Annotated in this window: 16 protein-coding genes; 10 read left to right on the top strand and 6 right to left on the bottom strand. The window is 75.4% G+C overall.

What is annotated here, in order from left to right; genetic code table 11:
- Nucleotides 1-7: 7 nt before the first annotated feature.
- Both FHX75_RS25490 and FHX75_RS25495 read right to left on the bottom strand, forming a co-directional pair.
- Nucleotides 8-1,315, bottom strand: a complete 1,308-nt coding sequence (locus FHX75_RS25490; RefSeq protein ID WP_154942887.1) for a ribonuclease D — start codon at nt 1,313-1,315, stop codon at nt 8-10.
- A gap of 184 nt (nt 1,316-1,499) precedes the next feature.
- Nucleotides 1,500-2,072, bottom strand: coding sequence for a DUF3000 domain-containing protein (locus tag FHX75_RS25495; protein WP_154942888.1), 573 nt, complete (start codon nt 2,070-2,072; stop codon nt 1,500-1,502).
- 208 nt (nt 2,073-2,280) lie between these two features.
- Between FHX75_RS25495 and hemE the strand changes: the two genes are divergently transcribed.
- From hemE to FHX75_RS25525, 6 genes are all read left to right on the top strand, one after another.
- Nucleotides 2,281-3,378, top strand: coding sequence for a uroporphyrinogen decarboxylase (hemE, locus tag FHX75_RS25500; protein WP_154942889.1), 1,098 nt, complete (start codon nt 2,281-2,283; stop codon nt 3,376-3,378).
- Nucleotides 3,379-3,384: 6 nt separating this feature from the next.
- The gene (gene hemG / locus FHX75_RS25505) at nt 3,385-4,794 is read left to right on the top strand and encodes a protoporphyrinogen oxidase (RefSeq protein WP_154942890.1); all 1,410 of its coding nucleotides are present in this window, start codon (nt 3,385-3,387) and stop codon (nt 4,792-4,794) included.
- On the top strand, nt 4,791-5,492 hold the full coding sequence (hemQ, locus tag FHX75_RS25510; RefSeq protein ID WP_154942891.1) for a hydrogen peroxide-dependent heme synthase: 702 nt from the start codon (nt 4,791-4,793) through the stop codon (nt 5,490-5,492). The genes hemG and hemQ overlap by 4 nt, the downstream gene beginning before the upstream one ends.
- A gap of 87 nt (nt 5,493-5,579) precedes the next feature.
- A complete protein-coding gene (locus FHX75_RS25515; RefSeq protein ID WP_211364584.1) occupies nt 5,580-5,906 on the top strand; it encodes a CU044_2847 family protein in 327 nt (108 codons plus the stop codon).
- A gap of 25 nt (nt 5,907-5,931) precedes the next feature.
- Entirely contained in the window at nt 5,932-8,514 is a 2,583-nt protein-coding gene (locus FHX75_RS25520; protein WP_154942892.1) for a trypsin-like peptidase domain-containing protein, read from the top strand.
- A complete protein-coding gene (locus FHX75_RS25525; protein ID WP_154942893.1) occupies nt 8,511-9,887 on the top strand; it encodes an extracellular solute-binding protein in 1,377 nt (458 codons plus the stop codon). Before FHX75_RS25520 ends, FHX75_RS25525 begins: the two co-directional genes overlap by 4 nt.
- Before the next feature lie 87 nt (nt 9,888-9,974).
- Here the strand turns inward: FHX75_RS25525 and FHX75_RS25530 are convergent, their stop codons facing one another.
- The 3 genes from FHX75_RS25530 to FHX75_RS25540 form a co-directional block, all read right to left on the bottom strand.
- Nucleotides 9,975-11,069 carry a lytic polysaccharide monooxygenase auxiliary activity family 9 protein gene (locus tag FHX75_RS25530; RefSeq protein WP_154942894.1) on the bottom strand — a complete coding sequence of 365 codons (1,095 nt, stop codon included), beginning with the start codon at nt 11,067-11,069 and terminating at the stop codon, nt 9,975-9,977.
- A 149-nt stretch (nt 11,070-11,218) separates the two neighbouring features.
- A complete protein-coding gene (locus tag FHX75_RS25535; RefSeq protein WP_154942895.1) occupies nt 11,219-11,665 on the bottom strand; it encodes a GNAT family N-acetyltransferase in 447 nt (148 codons plus the stop codon).
- Between the two features lie 72 nt (nt 11,666-11,737).
- Entirely contained in the window at nt 11,738-11,995 is a 258-nt protein-coding gene (locus FHX75_RS25540; protein WP_154942896.1) for a Prokaryotic metallothionein, read from the bottom strand.
- A 157-nt stretch (nt 11,996-12,152) separates the two neighbouring features.
- Between FHX75_RS25540 and FHX75_RS25545 the strand changes: the two genes are divergently transcribed.
- The 3 genes from FHX75_RS25545 (at nt 12,153) to FHX75_RS25555 (ending at nt 13,915) form a co-directional block, all read left to right on the top strand.
- Nucleotides 12,153-12,428: an isoamylase early set domain-containing protein gene (locus tag FHX75_RS25545; protein WP_154942897.1), complete on the top strand. Its 276-nt coding sequence runs from the start codon at nt 12,153-12,155 to the stop codon at nt 12,426-12,428.
- Between the two features lie 117 nt (nt 12,429-12,545).
- Nucleotides 12,546-13,286: a lytic polysaccharide monooxygenase gene (locus tag FHX75_RS25550; protein ID WP_154942898.1), complete on the top strand. Its 741-nt coding sequence runs from the start codon at nt 12,546-12,548 to the stop codon at nt 13,284-13,286.
- 23 nt (nt 13,287-13,309) lie between these two features.
- Entirely contained in the window at nt 13,310-13,915 is a 606-nt protein-coding gene (locus tag FHX75_RS25555; RefSeq protein ID WP_246158606.1) for a DUF305 domain-containing protein, read from the top strand.
- Between the two features lie 156 nt (nt 13,916-14,071).
- Here FHX75_RS25555 and msrB read toward each other — a convergent pair whose 3' ends face one another.
- A complete protein-coding gene (msrB, locus tag FHX75_RS25560; protein ID WP_154942899.1) occupies nt 14,072-14,485 on the bottom strand; it encodes a peptide-methionine (R)-S-oxide reductase MsrB in 414 nt (137 codons plus the stop codon).
- 47 nt (nt 14,486-14,532) lie between these two features.
- Here msrB and ligD point away from each other — a divergent pair, with 47 nt between their 5' ends.
- A complete protein-coding gene (ligD, locus tag FHX75_RS25565; RefSeq protein ID WP_154942900.1) occupies nt 14,533-15,570 on the top strand; it encodes a non-homologous end-joining DNA ligase in 1,038 nt (345 codons plus the stop codon).
- Nucleotides 15,571-15,581 lie beyond the last annotated feature (11 nt).

Here is a 15,581-nt window from a genome sequence, read left to right on the forward strand (position 1 = left end):
CGGTGGGTCAGGAGGTGGGGAGGGCCTCGGTGAGGGCGGGGACCAAGAGGGTGAGCTGCCACTCGCGGGCGCCGTAGCCGCGCAGGGTCTCGGCGACGGTGGCCTCGGTGATCTCGTCCGGGGGCAGCCAGGCCAGGCGGCGTACGGAGTCGGGGGCGATCAGGTTCTCCGCGGGCAGGTTGTGCTCCGCGGCCACCCGGACGACCACCTCGCGGCAGCGGGCCAGCCGGCCGGCGGCCACCGGGTCCCGCTCCGCCCAGCGGTGCGGCGGCGGCGGACCCTCGACCGTCGGGGTGACCGGCAGCGCGTCGTCCGGCAGCTGCCGGGCGTCGTCCAACGCCGCCAGCCAGGTGCGGGCCAGCCGGCGCACCGAACGGCCGCCGAACCCGGGCAGGGTCAGCAGCGTCTTCTCGTCCTTCGGGTCCAGCTCGGCGGCGGCGACGATCGCCGAGTCCGGCAGCACCCGCCCCGGGGCGGCGTCCCGCCGGGCGGCGATCTGGTCCCGGGCGTACCACAGGGAGCGGACCCGGGCCTGGGCGCGCGCTCCCCGTACCCGGTGGATGCCGGAGGTGCGCCGCCACGGCTCGGCGCGGACCCGGGGCGGGCGGGCGCCGTTGCGGATCAGCGCGGCGAACTCCTCCGCCGCCCACTCCGACTTGCCCTGCCGGGTCAGCTCCTCGTCGAGGGCGTCGCGCAGGTCGACCAGCATCTCGACGTCCAGGGCGGCGTAGGTCAGCCAGGACTCGGGCAGCGGCCGGCTGGACCAGTCGGCCGCCGAGTGGTGCTTCTCCAGCGTGTAGCCGAGCAGCTGCTCGGTGAGGGCGGCCAGGCCGACCCGCTCGAAGTTGGCCAGCCGGGCGGCCAGCTCGGTGTCGAAGAGCCGGCGCGGGCGCAGCCCCACCTCGGCGAGGCAGGCCAGGTCCTGGCTGGCGGCGTGCAGCACCCACTCCGCCCCGCCGATCGCCTCGTCGAGCGCGGTCAGGTCGGGCAGCGGCAGCGGGTCGATCAACGCCGTCCCGGCGCCCTCCCGGCGCAGCTGCACCAGGTAGGCGCGCTGGCTGTAGCGGTAGCCGGAGGCGCGTTCGGCGTCCAGGGCCACCGGGCCGTCGCCCGCGGCGAAGCGGGCCACGATCTCGTCGAGTTCGCTCGGGGTGGCCACCGGCTGGGGCGTGCCGTCGCGGGGAGCGGTCAGCGGAACGGGGCCGCCGTCGGGCTGGTCGGTCCCCACGTCCTCCGGCTCCGGCGCGGCCGAGGGCTGGTCGTCTCCCGTACGGCTTTCGGCGGCCCGACGGCGCAGGGGTGGTTCGTCGGTCACCTGACAACCCTAGTGCGCCGCGCGATCCGGTGTGTGCAGCCGGTCCGGCGTGTGTCGGTGAAGCGGCCGGCAGGTGTCACGGCGCAGTCGGACAACGGGGGAGAGAGAGCCCGTTCGCGCAGGTACGTCCGGCGAGCGGCGCGCCGGAGGCGACGAGTGACGCCGCCGCGCTGCGCGCCCCGGTTCAGGCCGCGCCGGCCGAGCGGCGCTCGGAGAGCGCGGTCACCCCGGGCGGCGGCAGCCCCGCCGTCGAGGCGAGCAGCGCGCACCACGCCTCCAGGTGCGGGGCCAGGTCGTCGCCGAGCGGCGTCCAGGAGGCGCGGATCTCGACGTCGCCGGCGGCGGGCGGGCCGGCCAGCTCGCCGAACCGGGTCGACATGGTCTGGGTGACGGTGCCGCCGGCCGCCCGGTAGCGCGCGTCGTGCGCCTCCAGGGCGTCGACCAGCCAGGTCCAGCCCACCCCGGGCAGCAGCGGATCGGCGGCCAGGTCGACCTCCAGCTCCGCGGTGACGTAGGTGACCAGCCGCAGGGTGCCCTGCCACGCCTCGTGGCCGGCCGGGTCGTGCAGCAGGATCAGCCGCCCGGTGGCCACCTCGTCCTCCTCGCGCAGCACGGCGGCGGAGAGCGCGAAGGCGTACGGGGCGAGCCGCTGGGGAGCGCCGACCTCCTCCAGCGCGATCTCCGCCCGAGGTGTCACCGACCGCAGTCCGGCGACCGCGCGGGCGAAGGTCTCCGGGAGCGCGATCGGGGGGGCCATGACCGGCAGCCTATGCCGCGCTCCGCCCGCCCGCGCGGACGGCGCGCCGAACGCCGGGGCCGCGGTGGAGGGCCGCAGCCGTGCGGCGCGGCGGACCGGCGGCACGATTCCGCCCGTCCGCACCAGGGCCGGACGGCCCGGTGGGCGCGGGTCACAAAAGCCGGCGCTGCCCGCTGGGGCCCTCCCTGCGCGTGGCACGATTGCCGCGATGACCACCGACACCACGGGCACTGCCGCCCGAGACGGAGAACCCCGCCCCGGCGGACCGGCCGACTCGCCCTTCGTCCGGGCCTGCCGCCGCGAGCCCGTCCCGCACACCCCGGTCTGGTTCATGCGCCAGGCCGGCCGGTCGCTGCCGGAGTACCGGGAGATCCGGGCCAACGTGGGGATGCTGGAGTCCTGCCGCCGCCCGGACCTGGTCGCCGAGATCACCCTCCAGCCGGTGCGCCGGCACGGGGTCGACGCGGCGATCCTGTTCAGCGACATCGTGGTGCCGGTCGCCGCGGCCGGGGTCGACCTGGACATCGTTCCGGGCACCGGGCCGGTGGTGGCCGAGCCGGTACGCACCGCCGAGGACGTCGAGCGGATCCGCCCGATCGGCCGCGACGACGTGTCCTACGTGGACGAGGCGGTCCGGCTGCTCGTGGCCGAGCTGGGCGCCACCCCGCTGATCGGGTTCGCCGGCGCGCCGTTCACCCTCGCCAGCTACCTGGTCGAGGGCGGCCCGTCGCGGACCCACGCGAAGACCAAGGCCCTGATGTACGGCCAGCCGGAGCTCTGGCACGCGCTCTGCGCCCGCCTCGCCGAGGTGACCCTCTCCTTCCTGCGGGTGCAGATCGAGGCCGGGGTCTCCGCGGTGCAGCTCTTCGACTCCTGGGCCGGCGCGCTCTCCGAGGCCGACTACCGCCGCTACGTGCTGCCGCACTCGGCGACCGTGCTCTCCGGGCTGGCCGACGCCGGCGTGCCCCGGATCCACTTCGGGGTGGGCACCGCCGAACTGCTCGGCGCGATGGGCGAGGCCGGCGCCGACGTGGTCGGCGTGGACTGGCGTACCCCGCTGGACGTCGCCACCCGCCGGATCGGCCCGGACCGGGCGGTGCAGGGCAACCTCGACCCCACCGTGCTGCTCGCCCCCTGGTCGGTGGTGGAGACCGAGGTCCGGCGGATCGTGGCGCAGGGCCGCGCGGCCCCCGGCCACGTGTTCAACCTCGGCCACGGCGTCCTGCCGGAGACCGACCCCGAGGTGCTGACCCGGGTGGTCACGCTGGTGCACGAGGTGTCCGCGCGCCGGGCCGAGCAGGGCTGAGGCGTCGTGTCGCGGCCGTGGCGGGTGGCGGTGGTCGGCGGCGGGATCGCCGGGCTGGCCGCCGCCGTCCGGTTGCGCGACCGCGCCCCCGCCGGCACCGAGATCACCGTGTACGAGCAGTCCGGCGCGCTCGGCGGCAAGCTGCGCACCGGTGAACTGGCCGGGCAGCCCGTCGAGTTCGGCGCCGAGTCGTTCCTGATGCGCGACCCGGCCGGCGGGGAGTCCGCCGCCGTCACGCTGATCCGCCGGCTCGGCCTGGCCGAGAAGATCGTCCACCCGACCGTCGGGCAGGCCGCGCTCGCCGTCGACGGCGGGCTGCGCCCGGTGCCGGGCGGCACGCTGGTGGGCGTACCCGGGGATCTGGAGCGGGTGGCGACGGTCGCCCGGCCGGCGGCGGACGCCGACCGCGACGGCGGCCGGCCGCTGCTCGGGCCGGACGAGGACGTCGCGGTCGGGACGCTGGTCCGGGCCCGCCTCGGGGACCAGGTGGTGGACCGGCTGGTCGACCCGATGCTCGGCGGCGTCTACGCCGGCCGGGCCGACAACCTGTCGCTGGTCACCACGATGCCGGCGCTGGCCCGCGCGGCCCGCGTCGAGCACACCCTCACCGGGGCGGTCCGCGCCGCCCAGGCCGCCGCGCCGCGCGCCCCGGGCGCGCCGGTCTTCGGCACCCTGGCCGGCGGGCTCTCCACGCTGGTCGAGGCCGCGGCGACGGCCAGCGGCGCGACCATCCGACTCCATGCCGCGGTCCGCGAGCTGGCGCCCACCGCGGAGGGCTGGCGGCTGACCGTCGGCCCGACCCGCGACCCGGAGCTGGTCGAGGCGGACGCGGTGGTGCTCGCCCTGCCGGCCCGGCCCGCCGCCCGGCTGCTCGCCCCGGTCACCCCCGAGGTGGCCACGACGATCGGCGGGCTCGACTACGCCAGCGTCGCGCTGGTCACCCTGGCCCTGCCCCACCCGGAGCTGCCGGCGCTCTCCGGCTTCCTGGTGCCGGCCACCGAGGGCCTGCTGATCAAGGCGTCCACGTTCTTCACCACCAAGTGGGGGCACCTGGCCCGGCCGGACGGAATCGCCCTGGTCCGCGCCTCCGTCGGCCGGTACGGCGACGAGACGTCCCTGCACCTGGCGGACCCCGACCTGGTGGCCACCGTGCACCGGGAGCTGTCCGGCGTGCTCGGGGTGGCGCTGCCCGCGCCGCTCGCCAGCCACGTACAGCGCTGGGGCGGGGCGCTGCCGCAGTACGCCCCGGGTCACGGCGACCGGGTCGCCGCCGCCCGGACGGCGCTGCGCGCGGCCCACCCGACGCTGGTCCTGGCCGGCGCCGGCCTCGACGGGGTCGGCATTCCGGTCTGCGTCCGCTCCGGCGAGACGGCGGCCGGAGAGATCATCGAAGCACTGGGAGGATCGGGTTCATGACCGAGCAGACCAACGCGGCGCGGCTCAGGGAGCTCAACGCGAGCATCCGCTACACCATGTGGTCGGTGTTCCGGGCCACCAGCCCGCTGCCGTCTCTGCGGGAGAACGTCACCGGCGAGGTCGAGGCGCTCTTCGAGGAGCTGGCCGGCAAGGACGTCGTGGTCCGCGGCGTGTACGACGTGGCCGGCCTGCGCGCCGACGCCGACCTGATGATCTGGTGGCACTCCTCCTCCAGCGACGCCCTGCAGGACGCCTACCTGCGGTTCCGCCGGACCACCCTGGGTCGGGCGCTCACCCCGGTCTGGTCGCAGATGGCCCTGCACCGGCCGGCGGAGTTCAACAAGAGCCACATCCCGGCGTTCCTCGCCAACGAGGAGCCCCGCCCCTACCTCTGCGTCTACCCGTTCGTCCGCTCGTACGAGTGGTACCTGCTGCCCGACGCCGAGCGGCGCGAGATGCTGGCCGAGCACGGCAAGATGGCGCGCGGCTACCCGGACGTCCGGGCCAACACGGTCGCCTCGTTCGCCCTCGGCGACTACGAGTGGATGCTCGCCTTCGAGGCCGACGAGCTGCACCGGATCGTCGACCTGATGCGCGACCTGCGCGGCTCCGGCGCCCGTCGGCACGTCCGCGAGGAGGTCCCGTTCTACACCGGTCGGCGCCGCTCGGTCGCCGACATCGTCAACTGCCTGGTGTGACGGGCTCGCCGGGATTGCGTACCCCCGGTAACGTGTCAGATCCATCACGGTAACTGTCGCTGCCGTGCGGATCCGTCTGGAGGCCCGGTGTCGCAGCTCGTCGAGTTCCCGCTGGACGGCGGTGGCGCGGTCCGGGTCGAGATCGCCGACGAGGAGGGCGTGGTCCCGGTCGGCCGGGCCGGCGAGGTGGTGGCGCGGGCGCACCAGACGCTGGAGTCCGCCCTGACCCAGCTGCGGCCGGTGACCGACGCCGTGCTGCGCAACCTGCGCGACGCCGCCGAGCCGCCGGACCGGGTCTGCGTGGAGTTCGGCGTGAAGCTGGCGGCCAAGGGTGGGCTCGTCGTGGCCAGCGGCACCTCGGAAGCCAACCTCAAGGTGCAGCTCGAATGGAACCGCGCCGACCCCGCCGCCTGAGCCGGCGGCGCCGGACCACCGCGTGATGCCCGGCGCGACGGGGCGTCCACCGCAGCGGCCCGCGCGCCCCGTGCCCGGCGAGGCGACGCTGGCGGTGGCGGCCGTGCACGACCGGGCCGGGAACGTCGTCGGCGCGGCCTTCCTGATCGACTCCGCCCGCCTGCTGACCTGCGCCCACGTCGTGCAGGCGGCACTGGGCCCGGAGGCGGTGGCGCCCGGGCCGGCCGACGCCGTCGTGGTGTCGGTGAGCTTCCCCCTCGTGGCGCCGGGGCGCCGCCTCGCCGCGCTGGTCCTGCCGCAGCACTGGCAGCCGGGGCGGCCGGACGGCTCGGGCGACTACGCCGTCCTTCAGCTCGTCGCGCCGGCGCCGGTCGGGGCCCGGCCGGTCCGGCTGGCCCGCCCCGGCCAGGCCGGCACCCGGGACCGGGTCTGCCGGGTCTTCGGCTTCCCCCGCGCGCTGCCCGAGGGCCGCTGGTTCGAGGGGTGGGTGGTCGGGCCGATCGGCGGCGGCTGGATCCAGCTCGCCAACCGCAGCGACTCCGGCTACCAGATCGAGCCCGGATTCTCCGGCGCGCCGGTGTGGGACAGCCGGCTGCGCTGCGTCATCGGCATGATCGTCGCGGTCGACCAGGTGGTCCGGCCGCAGCCGGCCCGCCCGGCCGCATTCATGATCCCGATCCGCCGGCTGCCGGTGGCCGACCAGTACGGCCGGCCCCGGGTGCTGCCCCGCTGGCGGCAGCCGTTCAGCCGGTGGCGCACCGGCCCCGCGCCGGCCGCCGCCCGGTGGTCGACTCGGGTCCGGGCCCGGGTGGCGGCGCTCCTGGTGGCGCTGCTGGCGGTCGGCCTCGTCGCCGTGCCCGAGCCGCTGGGCGGCTGCGCCGGGCCGGTCGAGCTGCGGGTCGCCGCCGCCCCGGACGACCTGGTGACCTACCAGGCGGTGGCCGCCGCGTACGAGTCGTGGACCGCGGCCCGTGCCGGCGGCTGCCGGACGACGAACGTCTTCGTCTACCCCGCCGCGCCGCGCGAGGTGGCCCAGGGTCTCCAGCTCGGCTGGTCGGAGTCCGCCGGCCGGCCGGCGACCGAGGGGGACCCGGGCACGCCCGGCTGGTACCCGGCCGACGTCGGCCCGCGCCCGGACGTGTGGTTGTCGGGCGCCGAGATGCCGTCGCAGCAGGTGCTGAACCTGACCACCGTCCGGGACTACCTGACGGTGGCCCGCTCGCCGCTGGTGCTGGCGGTGCCGCGCGCCCTCGTCGACCCCGCCCGCGACGACGCCGACCGGCAGCGTTCGCTGTCCTGGCCCGAGCTGTTCGCCAAGGCCAGCCGGGGCCCGGGGGAGGCCCCGACGGTCACCGCCTCGGGCCGGCGGGTGACCGGCACCGGGTGGCAGGTCGTCCGCCCCGATCCGGCGGTGTCCCCCGAGGCCCGGATGGTCGACGTGGCGTTGTACGACGGTGCACCCGACACGGCGTGGATCCGCCAGCAGGTGGAGCAGCGCCTGGAGGCCGCCCAGGACGAGCGCGGCTTCCCGCTGGGCAGCCTCGCCGCCGTGCTGTGCCGGCAGCGGCAGCTCGCCGCCGACCCGGCCGCCCCGGCGCCGCCCGCGATGGTCACCACCGAGCAGGCGCTGGTCCAGTTCAACCTCGGTGAGCGGCTCGGCGACGGCTGCGTCGAGCGTGGCCGTCCCGCGCCGGGCCGGGCGCTGGTGGCCTTCTATCCGGAGCTGACCCCGGGGGTGGACCACCGCCTGGTCCTGCTGCGCTGGCCGGACTTCGTGCAGAGCCCCGCCGCCCGGGCGGCCGCGGACGACCTGCGCCGCTGGTTGACCGGGCCGGGGCGGGACGAGCTGCTGGCCCGGGGCTTCCGGGTGCCCGGCCGGGACGGGACCGGCCCGGCGCTGACCGAGGAGAACGGCGTGCTGCCGGGCTGGCTGCTGGACAACCCGCAGTGGGAACTCGTCGACGGCTCCGACGCGCTCGCCCTGAACACCGCCGACCAGCGCTACCGGGAGGCCCGGCGGCCGGCCCGGGTGCTGCTGGCGCTGGACACGTCCGGCTCGATGCTGGCGCAGGCGGGCCGGGGCACCCGGTTCGACGTGGCGGTGGACGGCATCGCCGCCTCGCTGCGCCGCCTCGGCGGCCGGGACGAGGTCGGGGTGTGGGCGTTCTCCACCGCCTACCGCGGTAACGCCGGGCGGCTGCGGGAGGTCGGGCGGGCCGACCGGACGCGGGACGAGGCGCTGGTCGCCCGCCTGCGGCGGACCGTGCCGGCGGGGGACACGCCGCTGTACCGGACCATCGACGCCGCGATCGGCGAGGTGCGCCGGCGGGGCGGCGGGGACGACCACCTGCGGGCCGTCGTGGTCCTCACCGACGGGCGGGACACCGCCAGCGGCGGCCTGGTGCCCCGGGTCGAGGGCGACCCCCCGGTACGCCTCTACGTGATCGCCGTCGGCGAGGCGAGCTGCGACGACCGGGTGCGGACCCGCACCCTGCGGCAGACCGCCCGGGCCAGCGGCGGGCAGTGCCTGCAGGCCGAGGCGAGCACCGTGGACCGGGCGCTGACCGGGCTGTTCCGTCAACTCTGGGAGAAGGGGGCCGGCCAGTGACCGACCGGAAGCCGCACGGTGCGGCCGGGGCTCCTCGTCGCCGGCGCCGGGTGCCGGCGTCGTTCCTGCTCGGGGTGGCCGTCGGCACGGTGGTCGGTGTCGTCGCCACGCTGGGCTGGCACGTCGCCACCCGGGAGGAGCCGCTGGAGCGCGGCGAGCTGGTGATCCTCAGCGGCAAGGACACCAGCTCCGGCGGGCAGCGGGAGGAACTGGTCAAGCTCTGGAACGTGCTGCACCCGCAGAGCCCGGCCCGGATCCGGGAGGCGCCGGTCACCACCGACCAGCAGCACAGCGAGATGGTGGGGATCGCCCAGGCGCAGGCGGCGGGCGGCGGCGACGACCCGGACGACGCCGTGGACATCTACAACCTCGACGTCACCTTCACCGCGGAGTTCGCCGCCGCCGGTCACCTGCGCCCGATCGACGAGGCGCGGCTGGCCCCCGGGCACCTCGACGCGTTCGTGCCGGAGGTGCTGGACAGCTGCCGCTACCGGGGCTCGCTCTGGGCGCTGCCCTTCAACACCGACGCCGGCCTGCTCTTCTACCGGTCGGACCTGGTCACCGGCGGGACGCCGGCCGCCCCGGGCGAAGCGCCCCGCTTCGACTGGGACGCCATCATCGACCGGAGCGCGGCGCTGACCGGCGCGGGCGGCGCGACACAACGGCCCGCCGCCGGGTACGTCGGGCAGTTCGGCCCGTACGAGGGGCTGACCGTCAACGGGATGGAACTGCTCTGGGCCGGCGGCGTCGACCGGCTCGTCGACGAGACCGAGAACCGGGTGGTCTTCCAGCGGGAGCGATGGGAGCGCCGGCTGCGCGACGTCGCCGCGGCCCGGCGCGACGGCCTGCTGGTGGGCGACGCTTTCACCGTCCCCGGCGACGAGGCGCGCAGCCTGCGGGACTTCCAGGAGGGCCGGGCGCTGTTCATGCGCAACTGGCCGGTCAACTACCGGTCGCTGGCCGACACCGACGCGCCGGGGCTCCGGGTGCCGTTCGAGGTGGCCCGCCTCCCCGGCCCGTCGGCGCTGGGCGGCCAGAACCTCGCCATCGCCAAGCAGAGCCGGCAGCCGCGCGCCGCTCAGGCGCTGATCGAGTTCCTGACCCGGGAGGAGGCCCAGCGCACCCTGTTCACGGTGGGCGGCTTCGCCCCGACCCGTACGGACGTCTACGCCGACGCGGCGCTGCGGCAGCGGTTCCCGTATCTCGCGCTGCTCGGCGAGGTGGTCCGGGAGGCCCGGGTACGGCCCCGGGTGCCGCACTACTTCCAGTTCAGCCGGGTGTTCCGGGAGGGCGTCCGGACCGCCCTGGAGGGGGACGGCACGCTGCCGGAGGACTTCGAGGCCCGGCTCAACCGGGCGCTGCGGGGTGGCTGACGCCGGCCGGGTTCCCCGGCGCTCGCCGTCGACGCGGTCGGGGACGGCCGTGACCCGGCTGGCTGCCGGGTCACGGCCGTTGGCGGATCAGAGCGTCGCGGTGCAGGTCGGGGTCGGGTTCGCCCCGCTGCCGGAGCCGAGGAAGCCGAAGGACGTCTTCGCCCCGGCGGTCAGTGACCCGTTGTAGCTGACGTTCCGGGCGGTGACGGCGGGCCCGCTGCTCGTCACCGTCGCGTTCCACGCCTGGCTGACCTGCTGGCCGCCCGCGAACGTCCAGGTCACGGTCCAGCCCTTGACCGCGGTGGCGCCGGCGGTCACCTCCACCTCACCCTGGAAGCCGCCGGACCACTGCGCGGTGACCCGGTAGGTGGCGGTGCAGGCCCCGGCCGGCGGCGGCGTCGTCGGTGGCGGGGTGGTGGGCGGCGGGGTGGTGGGCGGCGGCGTGGTGGTGGGCGGCGGCGTGGTGGTGGGCGGCGTGCCGGGCCCGCCGCCGAAGTCGACGTCGCTGCACAGGTAGTACGACTGGTCCAGGTGGCTGGCCTGCCAGATCGTGTAGACGATGTGCCGGCCGGTGCGCCCCGGCGCGTTCGCCGGCACCTGGATCGACACCCCCTGGGCCTCCGGGGTCCACTGGGCCGCCGGGGTGTTGCCGATCTGGCCGACCAGTTCCAGGTCGCTCCAGGCCAGCGGCTTGGTCAGGGCGTTGAAGCCCTGCTTCGTCACGTACACCCGGATGTAGTCGGCGCCGTGGCTGGCCTGGTCGTACAGCTTGATCCTGAAGTTGGTCGTGGTCGGCACGGTCTTCCAGGCGCCGACCGTGTCGAGCGCGTTGTAGCGGCCGCTGGCGGTGTGCCCGGCGCTGCACAACTGGCCGTCCGGGATGGCGCCCTGGTGGTTGCCGGCGACGCCCTCGCGGAACAGGCCGTTCCAGTTCCACATGGCGTTCGGGTCGGCCTGCCAGGCCTGCCAGCACATCGGGTCCTCGGTGGCCATCTTCGGGTTCTGGAAGTCGCTGCCCCAGCGTTGCCAGCAGCCGTAGTTGCGCGACGCCGGGTCCACCACCGATCCGTGGGCGGAGGCGGACCGGGCCAGGGCGGTGGTGAGCAGCAGCGCGACGATCGCGCCGACGGTGAGCAGCGCCGCCACCAGTGGGGTGGGGCGTCTGCGCAGCAGGACGGACATGGAGCCTCCGGGGTCTGGAGTGTCGGTCGACGACGCCCGGACGGCCGGGAGTTGCCCCCTCCCGAACCCCTGCGTGGCTCCCGCGACGGCTCTGCCCCGCAGGCTCCCACGGGAAAACGCTATCCGTCAATGTCTCCCGGGTGGCCGGGTCAGCTCTGGCGGCGCATCGGGACGTGCGGGATGCCGTCCTCGACGTACTCCGGGCCGGTCACCGCGAACCCGTGCCGGGCGTAGAAGTCGACCAGGTAGGACTGCGCCTCCAGCACGCACGGCCGGTCGCCGACCAGCCGCAGCGCCTCGGCCATCAGCCGGCCGGCGTGCCCGCCGCCGCGCGCCGCCGGCGCCACCACCACCCGGCCGATCCGCGCCGAGCCGTCCGGGTCGGCCAGGATCCGCAGGTACGCCAGCACGGCGCCGTCGCGCTCCAGCCAGAGGTGCCGGGTGCCGGGCTCGACGTCCCGGCCGTCCAGCTCCGGGTACGGGCAGTGCTGCTCGACCACGAACACGTCGATGCGCAGCCGGAGCAGGTCGTGGAAGGTGCGGGCGTCCAGGTCGGCGAAGGCGGCGACCCGGACCTGGATGGTCTGCGGCGGCATCCCGCGATGGTAGGCCGCGCGGTGGCGCGTACCCCGGAGAGCCCCGGCCCGGTGCGGGGCCGGGGCGCGCGGTCAGGCCGGGCGGGCGCCGACCGCGTCGCGGATCTCGGCGCCCTGGGCCTCCTCGGCGCGGGCGCAGTGCGCGCAGCAGAAGAACCGGCCGCCGACCTCCACGCCGTGGCCGAGGATCTTGACGTCGCAGTGCTCGCAGATCGGCGCCAGCTTCTGCGCCGCGCACTCGAAGCAGTCGAAGGTGTGCGTGTCACCGCTGACCGTGCGCACCTCGAACGCCATCCAGTACTCGTTGCCGCAGACCTCACAGGTAGCCACGATCGAAAACCCCCCGAATTAGGACATGTGACATCAGGGTGCGCCAGGGCGGGGCCGTTGGGGGCGAAATGCCGCGAGTGGATCCGGCCGGACGGCGTTTCGCCCCCGGCGTGTCGCGCGTTGGGCCTGGTGAACCGCCTCGACCCCGGAGGATCACGTGATCAAACGCAACAAGCTCTTCGGCAACCAGACCCGGGTCACCTTCTGCCTGCCCCGGGACACCCCGCCCGGCCCGGTCAGCGTCGTCGGCTGCTTCAACGGCTGGGAGCCGGGCCGGCACGAGCTGGTCGCCCGCCGCGACGGCACCCGGACGGTGACCGTGAAGCTCGGCCCCGGCGAGTACCGCTTCCGGTACCTCGCCAGCGGGGGCGTCTGGCTGGACGACGACTCCGCCGACCGGGTCGACGAGAAGGGCAGCCTGCTGCTGCTCTGAGCGGAGGCTGGAGGCTCACAACCGTCGATGGTTTTATCGACAGGAGTCTTTACTGTTAACAAGGTTTAAATTATGTTGGTGGCACCTTCAGCAGGCCGAAGCCGAGGAGTTGTCATCATGCGTCGAAGAGTCACCGTCCCGGTCCTGGCGGCGGGCGCCGTCGTGTCCTCGCTCGCCGTCGCCGCCCCCGCCCAAGCGCACGGCTACGTCTCCGGACCGCCCAGCCGCCAGGCGCTCTGCGCGCAGAACCGGGTGCCCGACTGCGGTCAGATCAAGTACGAGCCGCAGAGCGTGGAGGGCCCGAAGGGGCTGCGCAACTGCCACGCCAACATCGCCCACTTCGCCGTCCTGAACGACGACAGCCGGGGTTGGCCGGCCACCTCGGTCGGCAGCTCGGTCACGTTCACCTGGACCAACACCGCCCGGCACGCCACCAGCAACTGGGAGTACTTCATCGGCGGCACCCGGGTGGGCGTCTTCAGCGGGGGCGGCCAGCAGCCCGGTGCCACCGTGTCGCACACCGTGAACCTCGGCGGCTTCTCCGGCCGGCAGAAGATCCTCGCGGTGTGGAACATCGCGGACACCGCCAACGCGTTCTACTCCTGCGTGGACGTGCAGATCGGTGGCGGCGGCGGTCCGGGCCCCAGCCCGACGCCGACCCCCACCAGCTCGCCCACCCCGACGCCGCCGGCTCCTACCACGCCGCCCGCCCCGAGCGGCAGCTGGACCGCAGGTCGCGCCTACCAGGTGGGTGACCAGGTCACCTACAACGGGCTGAGCTACCGGTGCCGGCAGGCGCACACCGCGATCCCGGGCTGGGAGCCGCCGAACGTGCCGGCGCTGTGGTCGCAGGTCTGACCGGACGGGTACGGCCCGTGCCGGTGCGGGCCGCATCCGCCCCTCGGCGCGACCGGGCCAGGGGTGGCGTGGCGCGGGCGGTGGTGCTCGTCGCGCTCGCCGCCCTGCTGCCGGCCGCCGGCTGCGCCGACGCCCCGACCCCGCGGGCGACCCGCCCCGCGACCGCGAGCCCGACGGACACCGCGCTCGGCACCCTCGACGTGATCTACCTGACCATGATGGTGGCCCACACCGAGCAGACGATGGAGATCGTCCGGCTGGGGCGCGACCGGGTGACCGACCCCGAGCTGCGCACCCTGGTCGCCGCCATCGAGGTGACCGAGGCCGACGAGCTGACCACCATGCGCGCCTGGCTGCGCGACGCCGGTCCGGCCGCGACCGCCGGGCGGCACGACCACAGCGGGCACCTGGCCGCCCCGGGGGACCTCGCCCGCCTGCGGAACGCCCCAGCCGGGCAGGCGGACGCCGTGTTGCGCCGACTGCTCGGCAGCCACCAGCAGGAGGCGGCCGACCTGGCCCGGGCGCACGTGGCCACCGCGACCAGCCCCCGGGTACGCGAGCTGGCCGGGCGGGTCGAGCAGTCCCGTACCGCCGAGGTGCGGCTGCTGACGGGACCGGCCGGCCGGTAGCCACGCCACCCACACGACCGCGGTCACGCGGCCGGCTGATCGACTCCATGTCGCCGGAACGGCGGTATGAGCGCGACCGGGACACCGCCACATCGCCGACACGGAGTCGATCAGCCGGCCCGGGCGGCCGACACGGTTTCGCCGGTGCCCGGCGGGTCAGGCCTCGGTGCGCGGTTCCAGCCGGATCGACAGCGAGTTGACGCAGTGCCGGGTGTCCTTCGGGGTGAAGCCCTCGCCGTGGAAGACGTGCCCGAGGTGGCTGTCGCAGCGCGCGCAGCGGATCTCGGTGCGGCTCATGCCCAGGGTGCGGTCCTCGATCTCCTTGACCCGGCCGGGGATGGCATCGTCGAAGCTCGGCCAGCCGCAGTGCGAGTCGAACTTGGTGTCACTGGAGAAGAGTTCCAGGCCACAGGCCCGGCAGTGGTAGACGCCGGGGGTCTTGGTGTCGACGTACTCGCCCGTCCACGGTGGCTCGGTGCCGGCCTCGCGCAGCACCCGGAACTCCTGCGGGCTCAACCGGACCCGCCACTCTTCCTCGGTGCGGGGCAGCTCGTTCTTGTCAAGACTCACCCGCCAACGGTACGTCGGATGTCGGGGGCGTCGCATATGGTCGCGGAATGGGCGGCTCCTCGAAGGCGACGGTGACCGAGATCGAGGTCGCCGGGCACACCGTCCGGCTGAGCAGCCCCGACCGGGTGATCTTCCCCGGCCGCGGCTTCACCAAGGCGGACGTCTTCCACTACTACCTGGCGGTCGGCGACGGGATCATGCGCGCCCTGCGGGACCGCCCCACCACGCTCCAGCGCTTCCCCGAGGGCATCGAGGGGGAGATGTTCTTCCAGAAGCGGGTGCCGACCCGGGGCGTCCCGCCGTGGGTGCGCACGGCGAAGATCAGCTTCCCCAGTGGGCGCAGCGCCGACGAGCTCTGCCCGGCCGACCTCGCCCACGTGGCCTGGGCCGCCCAGATGGGCACCATCGTCTTCCACCCCTGGCCGGTGCGGGCAGCCGACGTCGACCGCCCCGACGAGCTGCGCGTCGACCTCGACCCGCAGCCCGGCACCGACTTCGCCGACGCGGCGACCGCGGCCGGCGAGCTGCGCGTGCTCCTGGCCGAGCTGGGTGCGACCGGCTGGCCGAAGACCTCGGGCGGCCGGGGCGTGCACGTCTACCTGCGGATCGAGCCCCGCTGGACGTTCACCGAGGTGCGCCGGGCCACCATCGCGCTCGGCCGCGAGCTGGAGCGCCGCCGTCCCGACCTGGTCACCACCGCGTGGTGGAAGGAGGAGCGGGGCCGGCGGGTGTTCGTCGACTACAACCAGATGGCCCGGGACCGCACCATCGCCTGCGCCTACTCGCTGCGCGCCAACGCCCGCGCCACCGTCTCCACCCCGGTCACCTGGAACGAGCTGCCCGACGTCGAACCGGATGACTTCGACCTACGCAGCGTGCCGGCCCGGCTCACCGAGCGGGGCGACCCGCACGCTGGCATCGACGACGCCCCGTTCGACATCACCCCGCTGCTGGAGTGGGCCGAGCGGGACGCGTCCGCCGGCCAGGGCGACATGCCGTACCCGCCGGACCACCCGAAAATGCCGGGGGAGCCGAAGCGGGTGCAGCCGAGCCGGGCGAAGCGCGAAGCCGGCGAGCCCGCCTGACCGGCCGCCGG

It is taken from the genome of Micromonospora palomenae (assembly GCF_007829925.1).
Taxonomy (GTDB): Bacteria; Actinomycetota; Actinomycetes; order Mycobacteriales; family Micromonosporaceae; genus Micromonospora; species Micromonospora purpureochromogenes.